Consider the following 20,112-nt stretch of genomic DNA (forward strand, 5'->3'; position numbering starts at 1 on the left):
CTTACTCATCCTTTCTTTAACTTTTTCTGCAAGCGATACAGTTCGTTCATCGCCTCTAAAGGTGTCATATCAAGTAAATCAATTTTTTTAATTTGCGCAAGTACTGCCGTTTCTTTTGCATCTAGAACTGACTTGTCTTGTTTTTTCGAAGATTGTTCTCCACCAAAGAATGATAATTGCGATTCTTCCTCAGTCTCTACTTTCATCTCTTGTATTTCTGCTGGTTCTTCTTTTACAACAGCTGCTTCTGGAGCCACTTCTTGTACTTTCACTTCTGTACGCTTTGGAATAATAATTTCTTCTTGTCCTTCTAGTTGCGCTAACACTTCTTTCGCACGAGCGATTAAGCTATCTGGAAGCTCCGCAAGTTGCGCAACGTGAATTCCGTAACTTTTATCAGCTGCTCCATCTTGAATTTTATGAAGGAATACTACTTTTCCGTTCTCTTCAATAGCTGAAACGTGTACATTCTTCAATTGTCCTAAACTTTCTTCTAGCACCGTCAATTCATGATAATGCGTAGAGAATAACGTTTTCGCACCAATTTGGTCATGAATATGTTCAATGATTGCTTGTGCAAGTGCCATACCATCATACGTAGATGTACCGCGTCCAATTTCATCGAATAAAATTAAACTTCTTTCTGATGCATTTGCAATTGCATTTTTCGCTTCTAACATTTCGACCATAAATGTACTTTGACCCGAAATTAAATCATCCGCTGCACCAATTCTCGTAAAGATTTGATCGAATACAGGTAATACCGCTTCTGTTGCTGGTACGAAACAACCAATCTGTGACATAACAGTTACAAGTGCTAATTGTCTCATATACGTACTTTTACCAGACATGTTCGGTCCTGTAATTAAAAAGACATCCATCTTCTCCGGCATAATACAATCATTCGGTACATACAATTTCCCGTTCAATACTTTTTCAACGACAGGATGACGACCATCTTTAATAAAGATTTCGCGCTTAGTTGTTAAAACAGGTTTTACAAACTGTTCTTCTTCACTAACTGTCGCGAAACTTTGCAGTACGTCTAATTCACTAATTACTTTCGCTAAATGTTGTAATTTCGGAATAAATACTTTTACTTCTTCACGAAGCGCTGTAAATAAATCGTATTCTAATTGTACAATTTTTTCTTCTGCTTCTAAGATTAATGTTTCTTTTTCTTTCAATTCATCTGTAATGAAACGTTCCGCATTAGCAAGCGTTTGTTTACGCTCATAGCGGCCTTCTGGAAGTGCTGCAAGATTCGCCTTCGTCACTTCAATGTAGTAGCCGAAAATACGGTTGTACCCGATTTTTAACGATTTAACTCCTGTAATATCACGCTCTCGTTTTTCAAGCTCAGCGATCCACGTTTTCCCGTTTTTACTAACGTAACGATATTGATCAAGCTTGTCATTATAACCGTCTTTAATAATATCTCCATCTTTAATAGAAAGCGGTGGGTTTTCTTGAATACTTCTTCCTAGTAATTCAGTTAAGCTCTCACATGGATCCGCACCTTGAATTAACCTTGCTGCATAAGCATTATCTAACAGACTAATCGCTTCTAAAATAGCCGGTACTTGAAGTAAAGATCGTCTTAACTGTAATAAGTCCCGTGCATTCACATTACCAAATGCAACTTTCCCTGCTAAACGTTCTAAATCATATACTTCTTTTAATTTTTCTTTTAAATCTTCACGTAAGAAGTAATCATTTACAAATGTTTCAACCATTTCTAAACGCTCTTCTACTTTTTCTTTTTGGATCAGCGGACGTTCCATCCACTGTTTTAACATACGACCACCCATAGCTGTTTTCGTTTTATCTAATAGCCATAATAATGATCCTGTTTTTTCTTTCGTTCGGAGTGTTTCTGTCAGCTCTAAATTTCGCTTTGAATGCACATCAATTTTCATAAATTGATTCGTATAATAAATTTCCACTGGTTGTAAATGGTCTAACGAACGTTTTTGCGTTCTTATTACATAGTTAAATAAACGTCCAACTGCTTTAATTAACTTTGCTTGCGAAACGTTTTTCACAAGATGTTCTAACCCTTCCGGAATCGTTGTTGCATCTTCATACGAAATCGTCATTTTTAATGTTGCAGTTAATTTATTTAATTCATCTTTTGAAAATGTAGAATCTACAACAATTTCTTTTGAACCAGTTGCATACACTTCTAATAAAATATCTTCTACTGAACCTGTTAACAACGTTACTGTATTTTGTCCAGTCGTTAAATCATTACAAGCTAAAGCATACGATCCATCTTCAAAATGTGTTAATGCTGCTAAGAAGTTATTTTCTTTCTCATCAATAGTACGCCCTTCCATCATCGTTCCTGGCGTAATTAGTTGTACTACTTCACGGCGTACTACACCTTTAGCTGTTTTTGGATCTTCCACTTGCTCACAAACAGCTACTTTATATCCTTTTTCAACAAGTTGTTCAATATAATTTTTAGCTGCATGATGTGGTACACCGCACATCGGTATACGATCACTACTACCACCATCTCGGCTCGTTAATGTAATTTCAAGTTCATGAGCTGCTTTAACCGCATCTTCAAAGAACATTTCATAAAAATCACCTAATCGGAAAAATAAAAAGGCATCTTGATAGTCTGCCTTAACCTTTAAATATTGCTGTATCATAGGGGTATATTGAGTCATACTTTTCCTCCATAATTCTTACATAGTAATCAATTTTCATATATGTCACACTTCACGGACATCCATATCTCCTATTTCAGGAGTCTTTCCTCATTATAGCACATTTCATAAGGAATCATGTTCATTCAAGCATCACTTATGTAAAGTAAAAAGCTAGGAAGAACTTCTCCCTAGCTTTCTATTACTCTTCTTCTGCATCGACGATAAAGTTCGGATCTAATTCTTCAAACTCATCATCATCGACTTGGAAATCCTCGTCTGATTCTACGCAACCTTCAGGATTTACACTTACACAAATTTTCGTTTCCCCAACTACTTCTGTTACAAATTCACGTTCTACAGTTACAACAATTTTATTACCATTTGGTGATACAAGAGCTTCTAAACAATTTGGTGGCTGAATGACACGAGCAATAATTTCTAAATCATCACCAGAAAAGTTTTTATCACGATACCCAATACTCACTTCATCAGTGTAGTTCACACGTTCTGTTACAACTTCTGTCTTTGTATTACCATCAAATGAATACCAAGTGTTCACATCATAGAAACCTTCAATTTCCACATGCTTTCCATTCTTTCTTGCTTCGTACGAGTGGTTAATTACCCAGCACCCTAAAATACTTGTTGGCTCATTATTCGATTCACATGTATGCGTTGACTTTGTATACTTACGTCCTTTTCCAACCACTGCTTTTGTAATAATCTCTCTAAATTCGGACATTCGTAACCCTCCTCAATCACTATTCACTTAATCATATGCGTGACAATAGCGGAATGTGTCATTCTTTTTTCGAGAAGAACTTACGTTTAACCCATTAAAAAAAGAGATGTCAATTCGACATCTCTTTAACAACCACAATTTCCTTTTTTACTTTCTACCGCTGCGCCCGTTTCACCCTTCAATACATCGCCATTAGTTGAAATTAATATTTCATCTGTTACGTTGTTAGAAATCGTACTTGCAACTAGCTGTAGTAAGTCATTTACATATGTTTGTGAAGATTTAAATTCTTGCACAACTGGGATACTATCCAACTTATCTTGCAATGCATCAATGTCAGCTTCTACTTTTTTCAAAGCTTCCCATTTCCCGTAATGCTGCAAGTTTACTGCTTGTTTTTGCAGTGCTTTAATTTCATCAATTGCGCGCTTTACATTTTCATTTTTATGAATTTGCGCCTCTGCTTTCTTAAAGAAATCAACTTCTTCTGTTTCAGAAATCATTTTTGCTAATTCTTTCGCTTGTTCAACAATTTCATCTTTCGAATATGCTTTCATCTATTATTCCACCTCAATCGGCTCTTCAACTAATTCCCCGTTAAGAGACCAAGTTTTTGCTTCCGTTACTTTTACTTTCACAAGCTGACCAATTAAAGATTTTGAAGCGACGAAGTTTACAAGTTTATTCGTACGAGTATAACCTGCGAGTACTTCTGGATTATTTTTACTTTCCCCATCAACTAACACTTCTACAATTTGACCTTTGTAACGATTATTCTTTTCAATTGCCAACGTATTTACTAGTGTATTTAAGCGTTGAAGACGTTCTTTTTTCACTTCCATCGGTACATTATCTTTCATTTTTGCAGCTGGTGTACCTTCGCGCGGAGAATAAATAAAGGTAAAGGCAGTATCAAATCCTACTTCACGATATAACGACATCGTTTCTTCAAATTGCTCATCTGTTTCATTCGGGAAACCAACGATAATATCAGTTGTGAATACTGCATTTGGAATTGCTTCTTTAATTTTTCTTACAAGTTCTAAATAATGCTCACGTGAATATTTGCGCGCCATAATTTTTAACATATCTGTGCTTCCAGATTGAACTGGTAAGTGAATATGTTCTACTAAGTTTCCACCTTTTCCAAGCACTTCAATTAAGTGATCATCGAAATCACGTGGATGGCTCGTTGTAAAACGAATACGGGCAATATCAACTTTACGGAGTTCGTCCATTAAATCGCCAAGACCGTATTCAAAATCTTCAAAGTCTTTACCATATGCATTTACGTTCTGGCCAAGTAATGTAATTTCTTTATAACCATTCGCAGCTAAATGACGAATTTCTTGGATAATGTCTTCTGGACGTCTGCTTCTCTCTTTTCCACGTGTATACGGCACGATACAATATGTACAGAACTTATCACAGCCATACATAATATTTACCCAAGCTTTAATATCACCACGGCGTACTTTCGGAAGGTTTTCAATTACATCCCCTTCTTTTGACCAAACTTCAACTACCGTCTCCTTCGAGAACATCGCATCTTTTAGAATATACGGCAATCTATGAATATTATGCGTTCCAAACACCATATCTACATGCTGATTTTTTTGCATAATTTTATTTACAACAGATTCTTCTTGAGACATACAACCACATACACCAATTAAAAGGTCCGGATTTCTTCTTTTTAATGACTTTAAATGACCTAATTCACCGAAAACTTTATTTTCAGCATTTTCACGAATTGCACAAGTATTTAATAAAACTACATCTGCATCTTCAGTTGAAAAGGTTGGCTCATATCCAAGTGCGGTGAAAATACCCGCCATTACTTCCGTATCATGCTCATTCATTTGACAACCATATGTACGAATATAGAACTTTCTTCCTGTACCAAAATTGCGAAATTCTTCAGGTAAGCCAAAATCCCGTTCAATTTTAACTTCTTCTTTCCCTCGTTTTTTCGCATCTTTTAAGGAAGGTGGTTGGTATACACTTTCAAAGTATTTACTATAATCTTTCTCTTCTTTTTTCGTAGAGGAATTTGCTTGTCGACTTGCTAATCGTTGTTGCTCGTTCATTGGTAATCTCCTTTCACCCTTAACTATACACACTCTATAGTCCATTTTAATGCGCTTTGACTCACCTCAAAAATGGTTAGATAGCTTGAGAGATAACTTGTCCTTTGAAACTTGAGTAATCAATCTAATCATTCATAAGAATGAAGTCTTCCCCACACAAATAGACATTCCCTTTTCATACTTCTTTTTGTCCTATCCAAAAGCATATTGCTTTATCCCTATAAACATTACCATAGTATGAAGCGTTGCGCCAATTTTAACAAGAAAGAGGCTCTGTCTGATCTTACATTTCATCAGCAATGAACTCGCCATTTTCATACAACGATTTATATATTATTTTACCATTCTGAATTTTCTAAGTAAATAAGACTATCCTATATTTTTTACTCATAAAAAAAGGTTACCAAATGGCAACCTCCTCTTCTTACATTACATAAATTCAGCTACGAGTTCATCAAACATTTTCTGATCCATATTTAAATCAGCTTGCACTAAAGGCTTCTCACTATAGCCTTTTACAAGTTCTTGGTACGAAGGTTGCGCTGTATTTTGATATATTAAACCTGTTACTAATCCGTTATTTTCCATTAACGTTTGCATAGCCATCATGCGATTAGATGGATCATATCCCTCTACTGTACTTAGTTTTGTTAAATTCTCTTTAAACCAATCGTAAGTATTTACTTTATTGTAAGTAACACATGGGCTGTATACGTTAATTAATGAAAATCCTTTATGGTTAATACCAGCTTCAATAATTTGTGTTAGTTCTTTTAAATCACTTGAAAAGCTTTGCGCCACAAATGTAGCACCAGCTGTTAAAGCCATTTCCATAACATTTAGTGACGGTTCAATTGAACCTTGTGGTGTGCTTTTCGTTTTAAATCCAGCTTCACTACGCGGTGAAGTTTGCCCTTTTGTTAATCCGTAAATTTGGTTATCCATTACGATGTACGTAATGTCGATGTTACGACGAATAGAATGGATTGTATGTCCCATACCAATCGCAAATCCATCACCGTCACCACCTGATGCGATAACTGTTAAATCACGATTTGCCATTTTCACACCTTGTGCAATTGGAAGGGCACGACCATGAATACTATGCACACCATATGAATTAATATAACCTGAAATACGACCTGAACAGCCGATACCGGAGATAACAGCAAGTTCATCTGGATTTAAACCAACGTTAGCTGCCGCACGTTGAATTGCAGCTTGCACCGAGAAGTCTCCGCAACCTGGGCACCAGTTTGGTTTTACGCTGTTACGAAAGTCCTTAAATGTTGCCATTTAATACAACCCCTTTTTTGCATTCGTTGTAAATCTCTTTCGGCAAGAATGGGTTCCCATCATATTTTAAAAGACTAGAAATTTTCTCACCGTTACCAAGATTCATTTTCATAATGTTAGCAAGCTGACCTGTTGCGTTGTTTTCTACCACTACAACACGCTTCGCATTTTTCACAAGTGGATCGATTTCAGCTGTTGGGAACGGGTGAACTAAACGTACATGAGCATGGTTTACTTTCATACCCTCTTGTTCTAAGCGCTCCATTGCCTCTTCGATTGCACCACGAGTTGAGTTAAACCCAACAAGCAATACGTCCGCATCTTTATGCTTAACATTTTTATAGACAGGGGTGTTAAACTTCAAGTTCTCCATTTTACGGAAACGTTTGTCCATTTGATCTTTACGGTTTATTGCTGATTCAGATGGTTTACCAGTTTCATCATGTTCTACACCTGTAACATGGTGAACACCATTTTTCATACCAGGTAAAACACGTGGTGAAACGCCATCTTCGGTTACTTCATAACGCTTGAAGTATGCTTTATTTTCACGTTCTGGTAATTCCGCTTCTAAATCAAGCTTGCCGCGACGAATTTCCACTTTATCTAACGTAAGCGGTTCTACAGTTTGTTTTCCTAGAGAAAGCTGTAAATCCGTTAAGAAAATAACAGGTACTTGATATTCTTCAGCTAGGTTAAATGCTTCTACAATATCATAGAAAGCTTCTTCAACTGTACTTGGCGCCATTACGATTTTTGGAATCTCACCGTGCGTACCGTAAATCATCGCCATTAAATCCGACTGCTCTTGTTTCGTTGGTAATCCTGTACTTGGACCACCACGTTGTGTATCAACAATTACTAATGGTGTTTCTGTAATCCCCGCTAAACCAATCGCTTCCATCATTAAAGATAGACCTGGACCAGCAGATGCAGTTAATGTACGAACACCAGCATAGTTTGCACCGATTGCCATTGTACAAGCTGCAATTTCATCCTCAGTTTGGATTACTGTTCCGCCAACTTTTGGTAATTTTTTAATTAAGTATTCCATAATTTCAGATGCAGGTGTAATTGGATATGCAGACATAAAGCGAGCACCACCAGCTACCGCACCAAATGCGATTGCATCGTTTCCAATCATAAACATGCGTTTCTTACCATCAGCTTTTTCAAGCTGCATCATGTTAACTTTCTCACCTAGCAACTCTTTCATATATTGAGAGCCACGTTTAATTGCGTCCATATTCTTTTGAACGACTTGCTCTCCTTTACGACCAAAGATCTCTTCAACAACATTTAAATAAGCTGTTTCATCTAATCCTAATACCGCACTTGATGCCCCAACAGCAACCATGTTTTTCATTAATGATGTACCTAATTCTGAAGCAATATCTGTAAACGGTATCACATATAGATTTACATCTGTATTATCAGGTATTGTTGGATTAAATTTCGCATCCGCAACTACAATTCCACCTGGACGTAGTTCGTGGAAGTTAAAATCAATTGTTTCTTGATCAAAAGCAATTAAAATATCTAAATCATCTGAGATCGCGCGTACTTCTGTTGTACTTACACGAATTTTATTATTTGTATGGCCGCCTTTAATACGTGATGAGAAGTGGCGGTAACCGTATAGGTAATATCCTAATCGGTTTAATGCAATACAGAAGATTTCTCCTGTACTTTCAATTCCTTCACCTTGTTGGCCTCCAACTTTCCATGAAAGTTGACTAATCATCTCCTACACCCCTTTTGGCTGCATTCATTGTAGTGTATTTTTTTACAGTAATAGTTTAGCATTTTTTATACAAATAAACTACAACGGACGCAAATTATGCCTCTTCTGATTTCCCTGAATCTTTAGTATAAAGCTATTTTGTTTTTCATTCTAGTATTAGGTCTTAAAAAAAGCAATAATATCAAATGAATTAATTCTAATTTTTCTGGATTTTTAAAACGAAAATCTTAAAAGCTTATATGTTCAACAAAATTATCATATAAAAATCGCTCTACAGTAGATGCAGCATAGTGTTTACAAAGCTCATTAATTACATTTTCATATTCTCCATACGCTGATACATTTACAACTGTTTCTAATATCCCATCAAAATCCGAACCAAACCCTATATTGTTCTCTCCACCTAATGAACAAATATATTCGATATGTTTTACTATATCTGCTATATTCGCTTGTTTTTCACTTATTAGAAACTGTGGTACGAAAGTAACACCGATCATGCTATTTCGCTTTATAAGAGCTCTAAGTTGTTCATCGTTTAAATTACGTGGGTGCTGACAAAGTTTCGTACAATTTGAATGGGAGGCAATAGGATTTTTTGCAATTTCTATCACATCCCAAAAGCTTCTTTCATTCAGATGCGACACATCGGTCCATACATGTAACGTATTAAGTTCTTGTACAACATGTTTACCAAAGGTCGTTAAACCCGCCCCACGTGTCTCTAGCGCACCATCAGCTAATAAATTGGCATAATTCCATGTTAGTCCAAAAGAACGTACTCCTAGACGATAAAACAACCGTAATTTCATTGCATCTTTTCCAATTGCTTCGCATCCTTCTAGTGTTAATATCGCTCCAATCTCGTCCTGTTTTAACATGTTAATATCATCTTTTGTCTGAATAAACTTTACACCCGGTAATGATAAAATTTCATTATAAAAAATATCTACCATTTGTAATGCCACTTCAAATCGTTTTTCATATAGCACCGTTTCTGGCACATATATAGCAAAACATTGTATACTTCCTTTTCTTTTCTTTAACTGTTCAAATGTAATATGTAATTGCGGATCGTTTTTAAAATCCTTTTTCCCCTGTGCACTCCATAATCGAAAGAGTACATCACAATGAGCATCAAAAATTTTCATTTCCATTCCTCCATTATAAAAACAACCTGTTTGCATACTGCAAACAGGTTGTTTAAACTTAACGAGGTTCTACAATTAATTTTATTGCTGTACGCTCTTCCCCATCAATCATAATATCTGTGAACGCTGGGATACAAATCAGGTCTAAACCACTAGGCGCTACAAATCCTCTTGCAATTGCTACTGCCTTTACCGCTTGGTTCAATGCACCTGCACCAATAGCTTGAATTTCTGCTGTTCCGCGTTCGCGAATAACACCTGCAAGTGCACCAGCTACAGAATTAGGGACCGACGTTGCTTTAACTTTTAATATTTCCATTCCGCGTTTCCTCCTCGTTTCTATAAAAAGTATTAGCAATTATTTCACTTTAACTTATATTCACGAGGAATGACGCGTATTCCTGCTAAATTTCTGTAATTTTTCTAAAAAATTAAAAAATAATAACTTTTCTAAAATTTACCCAGGAATTACTCAAAAAATGGCTGATCATCATTAATTAAGATACGCTGGATTTTCTTAGCTTTTCCTGTATTAGGATCCACATCAACTAGCACTGCACTTAATTGTGTTCTACCACTTGTCACTTCAAATCGTACTGGTAAGTTTGTTAAAAACTTCTTCAATACCGCTTCTCGATCCATACCTAAAATCCCATCGTAAGGTCCTGTCATACCAACATCTGTGATATATGCGGTTCCGCTTGGTAAAATACGATTATCTGCTGTAGGAACATGTGTATGTGTACCTACTACCGCTGTAGCACGACCATCTACATACCAACCTAACGCTTGTTTTTCACTTGTCGTTTCCGCATGAAAATCAATAAAGATAATATTCGTACGTTTTTTTGCAATGTTAATTAATTCATCCACTTTACGGAATGGGCAATCAATCGGAGGAAGGAATGTACGTCCTTGTAAGTTAATAACTGCAACTTCTGTTCCATTACAGTTCACAAAGATAAGTCCTTTTCCTGGAGTTCCTTCTGGGAAGTTAGCTGGTCTTGCAAGATATTTTGCATCATCAATAAATTCAAATACTTCACGGTTATCCCAAGCGTGGTTTCCAAGTGTAACCGCTTGTGCCCCGCATTCTAAAAAGTTTCGATATATTTTTTCCGTAATCCCACGTCCACCTGCTGCATTTTCTCCATTAATAATGGTTACTGTAGGTGTATATTTCTTCTTTAATGCCGGTACGTATTGTTGAATCATATCTCTACCAGGAGATCCTACTACATCCCCAACAAATAATATTCTCATATGTCTTACCCTTCCTATGTACTACATTTTTTATTACTATAGCTTCAAGTAATTTCCTTACAATATATTTATTATAAGTTTGTTTCACTTGTATACTAATTCCCTTTATTTTAACCAATTCCAACACAAAAAAATAAAGTGGTGTTTCACCACTTTATTTTGCGTATTCCACTGCACGTGTTTCACGAATAACAGTTACTTTAATATGTCCTGGGTAATCCAGTTCATTTTCAATACGTTTTCGAATATCACGAGCTAAACGATGAGCTTCTAAATCATCAATTGTATCTGGTTTTACCAGAATACGAACTTCTCGTCCTGCTTGAATTGCGAAAGATTTTTCTACGCCTTCATAAGACTCTGAAATCTCTTCTAACTTTTCAAGACGACGAATATAGTTCTCAAGTGTTTCACTACGAGCTCCAGGTCTTGCAGCTGATAATGCATCTGCTGCTGCAACTAAAACTGCAATGATAGAAGTTGGTTCTGTGTCCCCATGGTGAGATGCAATACTGTTTATAACTACAGGATGCTCTTTATACTTCGTTGCGAGTTCGACACCAATTTCAACGTGGCTACCTTCTACTTCATGATCAATTGCTTTACCGATATCATGTAATAGACCAGCACGTCTTGCTAGTTTTTCATCCTCACCAAGCTCCGCTGCCATAAGTCCAGTTAAATATGCAACTTCCATAGAGTGTTTTAAGACGTTTTGTCCGTAACTTGTACGGTATTTTAAACGACCTAAAATCTTAATTAAATCTGGATGTAATCCGTGAACACCCACTTCAAACGTTGTTTGCTCTCCGACTTCGCGAATATACTCGTCCACTTCACGTCTTGATTTTTCGACCATCTCTTCAATACGCGCTGGGTGAATACGTCCGTCCTGTACTAGTTTATCAAGAGCGATACGAGCTGTTTCACGACGAATTGGGTCGAATCCAGAAAGGATAACCGCTTCTGGTGTATCATCGATAATAAGGTCAATACCTGTTAACGTTTCTAACGTACGAATATTTCGACCTTCACGTCCGATAATACGTCCCTTCATTTCGTCATTTGGAAGATTTACAACCGAAACGGTTGTTTCAGCAACATGATCAGCTGCACATCTTTGCATTGCAAGAGATAAGATTTCTTTTGCTTTCTTATCCGCTTCTTCTTTCGCACGAACTTCACTTTCTTTTACCATTACGGCAATTTCATGAGAAACTTCACTTTCTACTTTACCAAGAATAATTGCTTTCGCTTGTTCGCGTGTCAGATTGGAAATGCGCTCTAATTCTGTTTGTTGCTTTTGAACTAACTCTCCCACTTTGCTTTCCAACTCTTCAATCTGTTGTTGTCTCGCTACAAGAGAATCCTCTTTCTTTTCTAACTGTCGCTCGCGTTTATCGAGCGTTTCGTCTTTACGATCAAGGTTCTCTTCTTTTTGCATTAAACGATTTTCTTGTTTTTGTAATTCGCTTCTACGGTCACGAATTTCTAATTCAGCTTCTGTACGAAGTGTATGAATTTCATCCTTTGCTTCTAAAAGCGCTTCTTTCTTAAGTGCTTCAGCCTCACGATTCGCTTCGTCTATAATACGTTTCGCTTCATTAGCTGCACCATTAATCTTCGCTTCAGCAATAGACTTTCGAACAAAAAAGCCAACAACTGCACCGACTGTTGCAAGCAAAATGGAGATGAGTATCCAAACTGTAGTACTACTCATGATTTCACCTCCCCTTGCTATGAATGAAAAAAGACTGTCGGCATGTACATTGAATACCAACATACAGCAAAGACCGTCGCCCCACTTTTTTAAGGGACTTTCTTCATTTCACAATTAAAATGTCATATTATTATTTCGGCAAGATTTAAGTCTTACTCCGAATATTACTTCTCTTCTTGAGAAGAGTGTTTCGTATATAAGAAAAAATATACATTCTCATTGTATCTATCGCAATTTTCATTGTCAAGCGTTGTCTACTTTTACTTTCTTTACCTTCAGCCCTAATTCATATATGAATTTAAAAAGCAGACAGCATATTATCCTGGAAAACCTTAGTAAATTCCAGTTTATGCATACAAAACATGCATATATCCCTCTTTATACATAGCCTTTTAGTTAAATTAAATATTTTATTTCCAACGATATACAACGCTTTCATAATAATTAAAAATAAAAGACACGGGACCGTGTCTTTTATTTTTAATCTTGAAGATTTGAATCTTCCGTGTCTTCCACACCAGAGTCTTCACCAATTCCGTGATGATCACGAACAAAGAAGGCAATTTCCTCTCTTAAATCCGTATTCTCTTTTAAGAATTGCTTCGAATTTTCACGACCTTGTCCTAAACGCTCTTCATTATAAGAGTACCAAGCACCACTCTTTTGAACGATATCAAGTTCAGAAGCCATATCTAAGATTTCACCTTCTCTTGAAATACCTTCTCCGTACATAATATCAACTTCAGCAACACGGAATGGTGGTGCTACTTTATTTTTAACTACTTTTACTTTCGTTTTATTACCAACGATGTCGTTACCTTGCTTTAATTGCTCCGCACGACGCACTTCAAGACGAACTGTTGAATAGAATTTCAACGCACGACCACCTGGAGTTGTTTCTGGCACTATCTATAGATTTTCCATCTCTATAGTCCGGACTATCTCTTCATCTCTTTACAGAGAGCCTTGCACTTCCAGCAGTAGCCTATCATCTGCCGTACCCTACTCAGTTAACTAAAAGTCCTTTTCGGTAGTCTCTACACCTTCCCCATATAAATATGAAGCTTGGCACGGTATTACCCTAAATAATGGTGGGCTTCACCGTTAGCAACTATATAAATAGTTACACCCTTAGGCAATAAGGTTCACAAGGTTTTTTAACATGCTATCACTAGCAAGGGAAACCCATGGTAAACTCCTTAATCTTTTGTGCGACTTTTTCTTTATTTACTAACTCTTCTTCATGTATAACAAGATATTTATAGCAGCTCTCTTCCATAAATAAAAGTTTTCTTTTATCTAGTTCTTTTATTTTGTTGAGTGAGTGTGCCCATTTCCCATGGACATCTAAACAATATTTTCTACCTAAGTAGAAATCAATGGACCACTTATCGATTCTTTTTTGCTTAATGAACGCCAGATCTAAGCTTAATAATATCTGTTCGACCTGTTGTTCCAGTAAAGTATCATAATTTTTCTTTCTGACCTTTACATTAAGCTCTTTTCTCCTTTTAGCAACACATGTATCGGATACGCCATACTTAACGGCAATTTCAACATGTGATAAATATGGATTTTTTAACTCCTGTTCAACTTCTGCGGTTTTAGGTAAATAAATCTTCCTATGTCTGGTTCTTTTAATTCCGAGTAACTTTAATATTTCACCTACTCGCCTTTCATCCAGATTAATTTCTTTACCTATATCTTTTAATTTTCTCTCCGCATGTGTCGCGATAAAATCCACTTGCCATTGTTCTATGTTTCGATAAGTTCTATTTCCGATTGTCACTGCCACCTTAATCTCTCCTTATAAGAAATCCCTTATAAAGACTTAAATGAAGAAGACAAATAAAGATTCAAGTACTACGCTCTGATTAAGCAACTTGTGGTTGATTTCCGAACATAACCCCAACTTTTTCACGAATTTGGTTAATAAAGATTGCGATTGTTTTTGATTTATTGATTGCACCTGACAGCTTACGAAGTGCTTGAGACATTAAACGAGCTTGTAGACCTACGTGTGAGTCACCCATGTCTCCTTCAATCTCAGCTTTCGGTACAAGAGCTGCTACAGAGTCAATTACGATAATATCAACCGCGCCACTTCGTACAAGTGCTTCTGCGATTTCTAGTCCTTGCTCCCCTGTATCAGGTTGTGATAATAGTAATTCATCTATGTTAACGCCTAATTTTTGTGCATATACAGGATCCATTGCATGCTCCGCATCAATAAACGCTGCTTGTCCACCTTGACGCTGTACTTCCGCGATTGCGTGTAATGAAACTGTTGTTTTACCTGAACTTTCTGGTCCATAAATTTCGATAATACGACCACGTGGGTAGCCGCCTACTCCTAATGCCACATCAAGTGCTAAAGAACCACTTGAAATTGTAGAAATTCTACGCTCCGCTTGTTCTCCTAATTTCATAATTGAACCTTTACCGAATTGCTTCTCTATTTGTTTTAACGCCATATCTAACGCCGCTTGACGATCACTCATTCAAAATTCCTCCTTAACTGAATTGCTAATCTTATTATACCTATTTTCAATTCAATTTGCCAACAAAATCGAACATTTATTCGATTTTTTTATTTTCCATTAAATAAAAATGAGTTTAACCATAAAAAAAGCTAGAAGAAACTTATATCTCTTCTAGCTTTTTATATAAATGATAAAATCCATATTTCACCGAACGTTCCCTAATTTGTTGACGACTTCCACTTAAAATAAGAGGAAAGACTACAGTTGGTTTATCCTTAATCGCCAATCCAACGAATACTGTTCCCGGCTCTTTATGTTCTGAAGCATCCGGTCCTGCTACCCCAGTGAAACTAATTCCGATATCCGCTTTTAATAAGCCCTTAACATTTTCAGCAAGATAACGAGCACATTCTTTACTAACTGCACCATCAGTAGACAACACTTCCGCAGGTACATGTAAAACATGTTGCTTCACATCATTATGATAACAAATGACACCGCCTTTAAATACTGAAGACACACCAGCACTTTCTGTTACTTGATTGCCAAAGAGACCACCGGTTAAACTTTCTGCACACGCTAAAGTTAATCCTTTTTTCTTCAATAACTCTATCGCCTTATCATGCAGAAACTCTTGATCATACCCGTAGAAAAATTTTCCTACTCTTTCTAAAATCAAATCTTCCATATGCTGAATTCGTTTCGCAGCTTCATCAGCATTTTGATGTTTGGCAGTTAAACGTAGTGTCACTTCTCCATCATTCGCAAGGGGGGCGATTGTCGGGTTCGTTTGTCCATCAATTAAATCTTGAACTTTCACTTCTAATTGAGATTCCCCAATCCCGAAAAAGCGAAGCACACGAGAATAAATGTTTTCTCCTGTTGTAAAGTTACGTAAAAAAGGCTCTACATAACTTATATACATCGGCTTCATCTCTTTCGGTGGTCCTGGTAATAAAATATAAACTTTCCTGTTCTTATTTAGCCCCATACCAGGTGCCATGCCGTGATCATTCGCAAATACAGTTGCTCCATTCAAAACGAGCGCTTGCTTTTTATTATTCTCTGTGAACTCCCGACCTGTACGCTTAAAGTACTCGCTTATCGATGCTAATGCCTTTTCATCATATACAAGCTCTTCACCCAACCTAGAAGATATCGTTTCTTTCGTCAAATCATCTTTTGTCGGGCCTAATCCACCTGTGAAAATAAGTATGTCAGCACGTTCTTCCGCAACTTCAATCGCCTGCTGTAATCGCTTGTTATTATCTCCAACTACAGTATGGTAGTACACATTAATTCCGATTGAAGCTAACTTTTCAGATAAAAACTGGGCATTTGTATTTGCAATTTGTCCAAGTAATAATTCAGTTCCAACCGCAATAATTTCAGCATTCATCCCAATTCCCCCATAAACTTCTATTTTGAGTTTACAAAAGCAGCTCTATTTTTCCAGAAATAATCCCACCCTGAAATAACAGTAAAGATTAATGCAATCCATATGAAAATATCAGCAACTGGGATATGGATTAAATTTAAAGGTACATCGTGTAATAAATACGCCGCAATTGCAATAATTTGTGTCCACGTCTTAATTTTCCCTAACTGATTTGCTGCCACTACTTCTCCTGTTCCAGCAAGTACAAGGCGTAAACCAGTTACTGCAAACTCACGGCTGATAATTACAATAACGATCCAAGCAGGTACGTATTGCATCTCAACTAATGTAATAAGCGCTGCTGAAACAAGTAATTTATCAGCTAACGGGTCAAGAAACTTCCCTAAATTCGTTACAAGATTATACTTTCTTGCGTAATGTCCATCAATCCAATCTGTAGCCGAAGCAATAATAAAGATAAGTGCCCCTACTAAATGTTGAATTGGTAAATCAACATCACCAATTGTGTATGAACCCCATTCAAAGGGCGCTAACATAATTACCATAAAAATTGGAATTAAGAAGATTCTAGATATTGTAATTTTATTTGGTAAATTCACAGCTATTCCTCCATCATATCAAAAACATTTGTTCATTGAAAAAAGTCATCGAGGCGATGACTATTATTGTGCTGGTTGCCCTATCCCTTGGTTTTTTATCACCAATCTTTGGTGAAGTTCTTTTTCTGGATCCAATGGATAAGCGACCACTTGGCCATTCAGTTTAACTTCAACATTCGTTGCATTCCCAATATTAAGTCGCACTTCTTTTAATGTTGATACATCACGTTTTTCTATTTGGCCCTCTTGTACTGTAGCGTTTAGAATCACATTCCCCGCATCATCTTTAACATCTACATAGCTCGCACCTTTACCCGATATTTCCAGTTCTAATGTTTTATTGTTATGAATTTCCAAAGTAGATACTTTACCAGTTGTACCAACTACTTTTACTTCTTCTTGTCCCGTTGGTTGTGCTGGTTGTTCCTCTTTCTTTGGCTCTTCTTTCTTTGGTTCCTCTTTTTTCGGCTCTTCCGCTTTCACTTCATCTTTCTTCGTATCTAACGGAGAGTTTTCTGCTTTTTTAACTTCAATTTTCTCACTTTGAGCATTCGGAACTTTCTCATCACCTTTTCCAGTTAACGCTTGGAAAACAAACCAAATTACCACTCCAAATGCAATTACTAATAGCGCAACTAAAACTTTCGGCATATGATCTGCAATTGGCCATGATGAAGATTTTTGCATTGTTTCTTGTGTTTTCTGTCCTGTTGATACTTGTGGAACGTCGCGTTTTTCAGATTGTGGTATCGTACTCTGATATTCTACAAGCAGTTCCTCTCCATTTAACCCAACCGCATCTGCGTATTGTTTAATGAATGCACGCGCATAAAAAGCTCCTGGCAATACATCATAATTGCCTTCCTCAATCGCTACTAAATGGCGTTTTTGAATTTTTGTAATCTCATGCAGCTGATCCATAGACAAGCCCTTCGTTCCTCTTGCTTCTTTCAGCTTTTGTCCTAATTCTGTCACTACTAACACCTCAATATTTCTTTAAAAGTCAAACATAGAGAAATTATTTTGCGTACCTTGCTCAATTTCATCTACTAAATTATATTGAATTTCTTCATCATAATCGTTACGCAACTCGATAATATAATCAAAATCATCCAATGTGTATTCTGACTGACTCACAAATACGTCAGGATGTTCCACAACTTTCGTTGCAGGTAATCTCATAATTTCACGAACAAGCTGCCAATGCCTTTCGTTAGCACGCTTTGTTGACACGATCCCATCTAAGATAAAAATATTGTCGTCGCTATACTCATCTTCAATCAATTGACTACGAACAGTTTGCTTAATAAGAGTAGATGATACAAATAACCATCTTTTATTTGCACAAACACTTGCGGCAACAATGGATTCTGTTTTTCCGACACGAGGCATTCCTCGTATCCCGATTAGTTTATGACCTTCTTTTTTCATTATTTCAGCCATAAAGTCTACAAGTAACCCTAATTCATCACGTACAAATCGAAATGTCTTCTTATCATCTGCATCTCGTTGTATGTACCTACCATGTCTAACCGCTAGCTTATCTCTTAGCTTTGGCGGACGATATTTCGTTACCGTTATGTTATCCATCGTATTTAAAATTGATTCAAGTCTAGAGATTTGCTCTTGATTATCACACATAAGGAGTAATCCACGTCGTGCATTATCTACACCATTAATTGTGACAATATTAATGCCGAGCATACCGATTAACGAAGAAACGTCACCAAGCAAGCCAGGTCGGTTTTTATGTATTTCATATTCAAAATACCATTCAATCATCCAAGATCACTCCCCTTGCTTACTTTACACCTACGTACTATATTATATGATTTCACCTTAATAGGGAAGCTAAATGTATAATCTATCCCGTTCAATTATTATACAAAAAAAATAGAGAGGAGATTCTCCTCTCTATTTTTTACTTATGCTGTACAAACTTCACCATTAAGTTTGCGATTGTATGTTGCTCTTGTTCATCAGCAACTTTCCAAAGCTCAGACAATAATTTCTCTTGATCGTTGCGCGCTTCTACTTCATTTGCTAAATAATCTCCAACACGAAATGCCATATCTGATACAGCACCACCATCAAGACCTTTTCCTGATGCCTGTTCTAAACGTTCTCCTAAAAAGCTCTTCCATTGATCAAAATTATCTAAAACTGACATGTGTAAGCACCTCACTACTTAGTAATAGAATCATGCTTAATTTGTACAGTTTTTCATTTTTTATGTAAGAAATTTTTAGCAATGCCAACCACCATTTACTCCGATAATTTGTCCAGTTATGTAAGATGCTCCTGGTGATACGAGGAATGACACTGTTTTCGCTACCTCTTCTGGTAGTCCCAACCTACCTAACGGGATCTCTTCAGCAATTTCATTCTTATCCTCTTCTGAAAATACTTGTAACATTTCCGTTTCAATTGCACCTGGCGCCACCGCGTTAACCCTTAATCCACTTAATGAAACTTCTTTCGCTAAAGCTTTCACATATGAATTTTGTGCACCTTTTACCATCGAGTAAAGCACTTCACATGATGCGCCGATTTGGCCCCATATAGAAGAAACAAGTACAATATTACCACTTCTCCGCTGAATCATAGATGGCAGCGCCCTTGATAATAATTTATAGATACTCTTCACTTGAAGTTCTACCATATAATTCAATTCATCGTTCGTTACATCTGTTACGAGTCCAAAGATACTCTTCCCAGCTGCATATACGATAACATCAAGAGGATGTTCAATTTGTTCCCACAACTGCTCTGCCCCATCAGTAGAAGCTAAATTCGCTTGAACAGGAATCACTTCACCCCATTCTTTCTGCAACTCGTTCACTTTCTCTGCACTGTTATTATAATGAACATATACTGTATATCCATCTTGAATTAATTGTTTTGAAATAGCAGAGCCTATCCCTCCGCTTCCTCCAGTTACTAATGCATACTTTTTCATACAATT

The 20,112-nt window shown here is 36.7% G+C and carries 17 protein-coding genes and 2 pseudogenes; all 19 read right to left on the minus strand.

Annotation, left to right across the window (positions count from 1 at the left end; all coding sequences use genetic code 11):
- Positions 1-5: 5 nt before the first annotated feature.
- The 19 genes and pseudogenes from mutS to ymfI all read right to left on the minus strand — a co-directional run bounded on the left by mutS (position 6) and on the right by ymfI (position 20,106).
- Positions 6-2,678: a DNA mismatch repair protein MutS gene (gene mutS / locus JDS82_RS00335; protein ID WP_199712502.1), complete on the minus strand. Its 2,673-nt coding sequence runs from the start codon at positions 2,676-2,678 to the stop codon at positions 6-8.
- A gap of 181 nt (positions 2,679-2,859) precedes the next feature.
- Complete coding sequence (gene cotE / locus JDS82_RS00340) at positions 2,860-3,402, minus strand: outer spore coat protein CotE (RefSeq protein ID WP_001288802.1); 543 nt, start codon at positions 3,400-3,402, stop codon at positions 2,860-2,862.
- A 125-nt stretch (positions 3,403-3,527) separates the two neighbouring features.
- Positions 3,528-3,959 (minus strand): YlbF/YmcA family competence regulator, encoded by a 432-nt coding sequence (locus JDS82_RS00345; RefSeq protein ID WP_000649386.1) that lies wholly within the window; start codon positions 3,957-3,959, stop codon positions 3,528-3,530.
- 3 nt (positions 3,960-3,962) lie between these two features.
- On the minus strand, positions 3,963-5,492 hold the full coding sequence (miaB, locus tag JDS82_RS00350) for a tRNA (N6-isopentenyl adenosine(37)-C2)-methylthiotransferase MiaB (protein WP_001005405.1): 1,530 nt from the start codon (positions 5,490-5,492) through the stop codon (positions 3,963-3,965).
- Positions 5,493-5,921: 429 nt separating this feature from the next.
- Positions 5,922-6,788 (minus strand): 2-oxoacid:ferredoxin oxidoreductase subunit beta, encoded by an 867-nt coding sequence (locus JDS82_RS00355; protein ID WP_000190158.1) that lies wholly within the window; start codon positions 6,786-6,788, stop codon positions 5,922-5,924.
- Complete coding sequence (locus JDS82_RS00360) at positions 6,775-8,532, minus strand: 2-oxoacid:acceptor oxidoreductase subunit alpha (RefSeq protein ID WP_000625433.1); 1,758 nt, start codon at positions 8,530-8,532, stop codon at positions 6,775-6,777. The genes JDS82_RS00355 and JDS82_RS00360 overlap by 14 nt, the downstream gene beginning before the upstream one ends.
- A 227-nt stretch (positions 8,533-8,759) precedes the next feature.
- Positions 8,760-9,683, minus strand: a complete 924-nt coding sequence (locus tag JDS82_RS00365) for a dipeptidase (RefSeq protein WP_000688022.1) — start codon at positions 9,681-9,683, stop codon at positions 8,760-8,762.
- 58 nt (positions 9,684-9,741) lie between these two features.
- The gene (gene spoVS / locus JDS82_RS00370; protein WP_000404341.1) at positions 9,742-10,002 is read right to left on the minus strand and encodes a stage V sporulation protein SpoVS; all 261 of its coding nucleotides are present in this window, start codon (positions 10,000-10,002) and stop codon (positions 9,742-9,744) included.
- A gap of 149 nt (positions 10,003-10,151) precedes the next feature.
- Entirely contained in the window at positions 10,152-10,946 is a 795-nt protein-coding gene (locus tag JDS82_RS00375) for a TIGR00282 family metallophosphoesterase (RefSeq protein WP_076539639.1), read from the minus strand.
- A 154-nt stretch (positions 10,947-11,100) separates the two neighbouring features.
- On the minus strand, positions 11,101-12,666 hold the full coding sequence (gene rny / locus JDS82_RS00380; RefSeq protein ID WP_000099731.1) for a ribonuclease Y: 1,566 nt from the start codon (positions 12,664-12,666) through the stop codon (positions 11,101-11,103).
- A 480-nt stretch (positions 12,667-13,146) separates the two neighbouring features.
- Positions 13,147-13,569: pseudogene (locus JDS82_RS00385) on the minus strand (recombinase RecA family protein); the annotation flags it as partial.
- A 268-nt stretch (positions 13,570-13,837) separates the two neighbouring features.
- Positions 13,838-14,461, minus strand: coding sequence for a PDDEXK family nuclease (locus JDS82_RS00390; protein ID WP_199712503.1), 624 nt, complete (start codon positions 14,459-14,461; stop codon positions 13,838-13,840).
- A 97-nt stretch (positions 14,462-14,558) separates the two neighbouring features.
- Positions 14,559-15,167: pseudogene (gene recA, locus JDS82_RS00395) on the minus strand (recombinase RecA); the annotation flags it as partial.
- 142 nt (positions 15,168-15,309) lie between these two features.
- Complete coding sequence (cinA, locus tag JDS82_RS00400; protein ID WP_048565642.1) at positions 15,310-16,548, minus strand: competence/damage-inducible protein CinA; 1,239 nt, start codon at positions 16,546-16,548, stop codon at positions 15,310-15,312.
- A gap of 20 nt (positions 16,549-16,568) precedes the next feature.
- The gene (gene pgsA / locus JDS82_RS00405) at positions 16,569-17,147 is read right to left on the minus strand and encodes a CDP-diacylglycerol--glycerol-3-phosphate 3-phosphatidyltransferase (RefSeq protein ID WP_001052976.1); all 579 of its coding nucleotides are present in this window, start codon (positions 17,145-17,147) and stop codon (positions 16,569-16,571) included.
- A 63-nt stretch (positions 17,148-17,210) separates the two neighbouring features.
- A complete protein-coding gene (locus JDS82_RS00410; RefSeq protein WP_000137490.1) occupies positions 17,211-18,122 on the minus strand; it encodes a helix-turn-helix domain-containing protein in 912 nt (303 codons plus the stop codon).
- Between the two features lie 21 nt (positions 18,123-18,143).
- The gene (locus JDS82_RS00415; protein ID WP_000574107.1) at positions 18,144-18,929 is read right to left on the minus strand and encodes a DUF3388 domain-containing protein; all 786 of its coding nucleotides are present in this window, start codon (positions 18,927-18,929) and stop codon (positions 18,144-18,146) included.
- Positions 18,930-19,068: 139 nt separating this feature from the next.
- A complete protein-coding gene (locus tag JDS82_RS00420; RefSeq protein WP_000114455.1) occupies positions 19,069-19,317 on the minus strand; it encodes a DUF3243 domain-containing protein in 249 nt (82 codons plus the stop codon).
- A gap of 75 nt (positions 19,318-19,392) precedes the next feature.
- Complete coding sequence (gene ymfI / locus JDS82_RS00425; protein WP_000759596.1) at positions 19,393-20,106, minus strand: elongation factor P 5-aminopentanone reductase; 714 nt, start codon at positions 20,104-20,106, stop codon at positions 19,393-19,395.
- Positions 20,107-20,112: the final 6 nt, after the last annotated feature.

It is taken from the genome of Bacillus cereus group sp. N14, from assembly GCF_016483555.1.
GTDB lineage: Bacteria > Bacillota > Bacilli > Bacillales > Bacillaceae_G > Bacillus_A > Bacillus_A wiedmannii.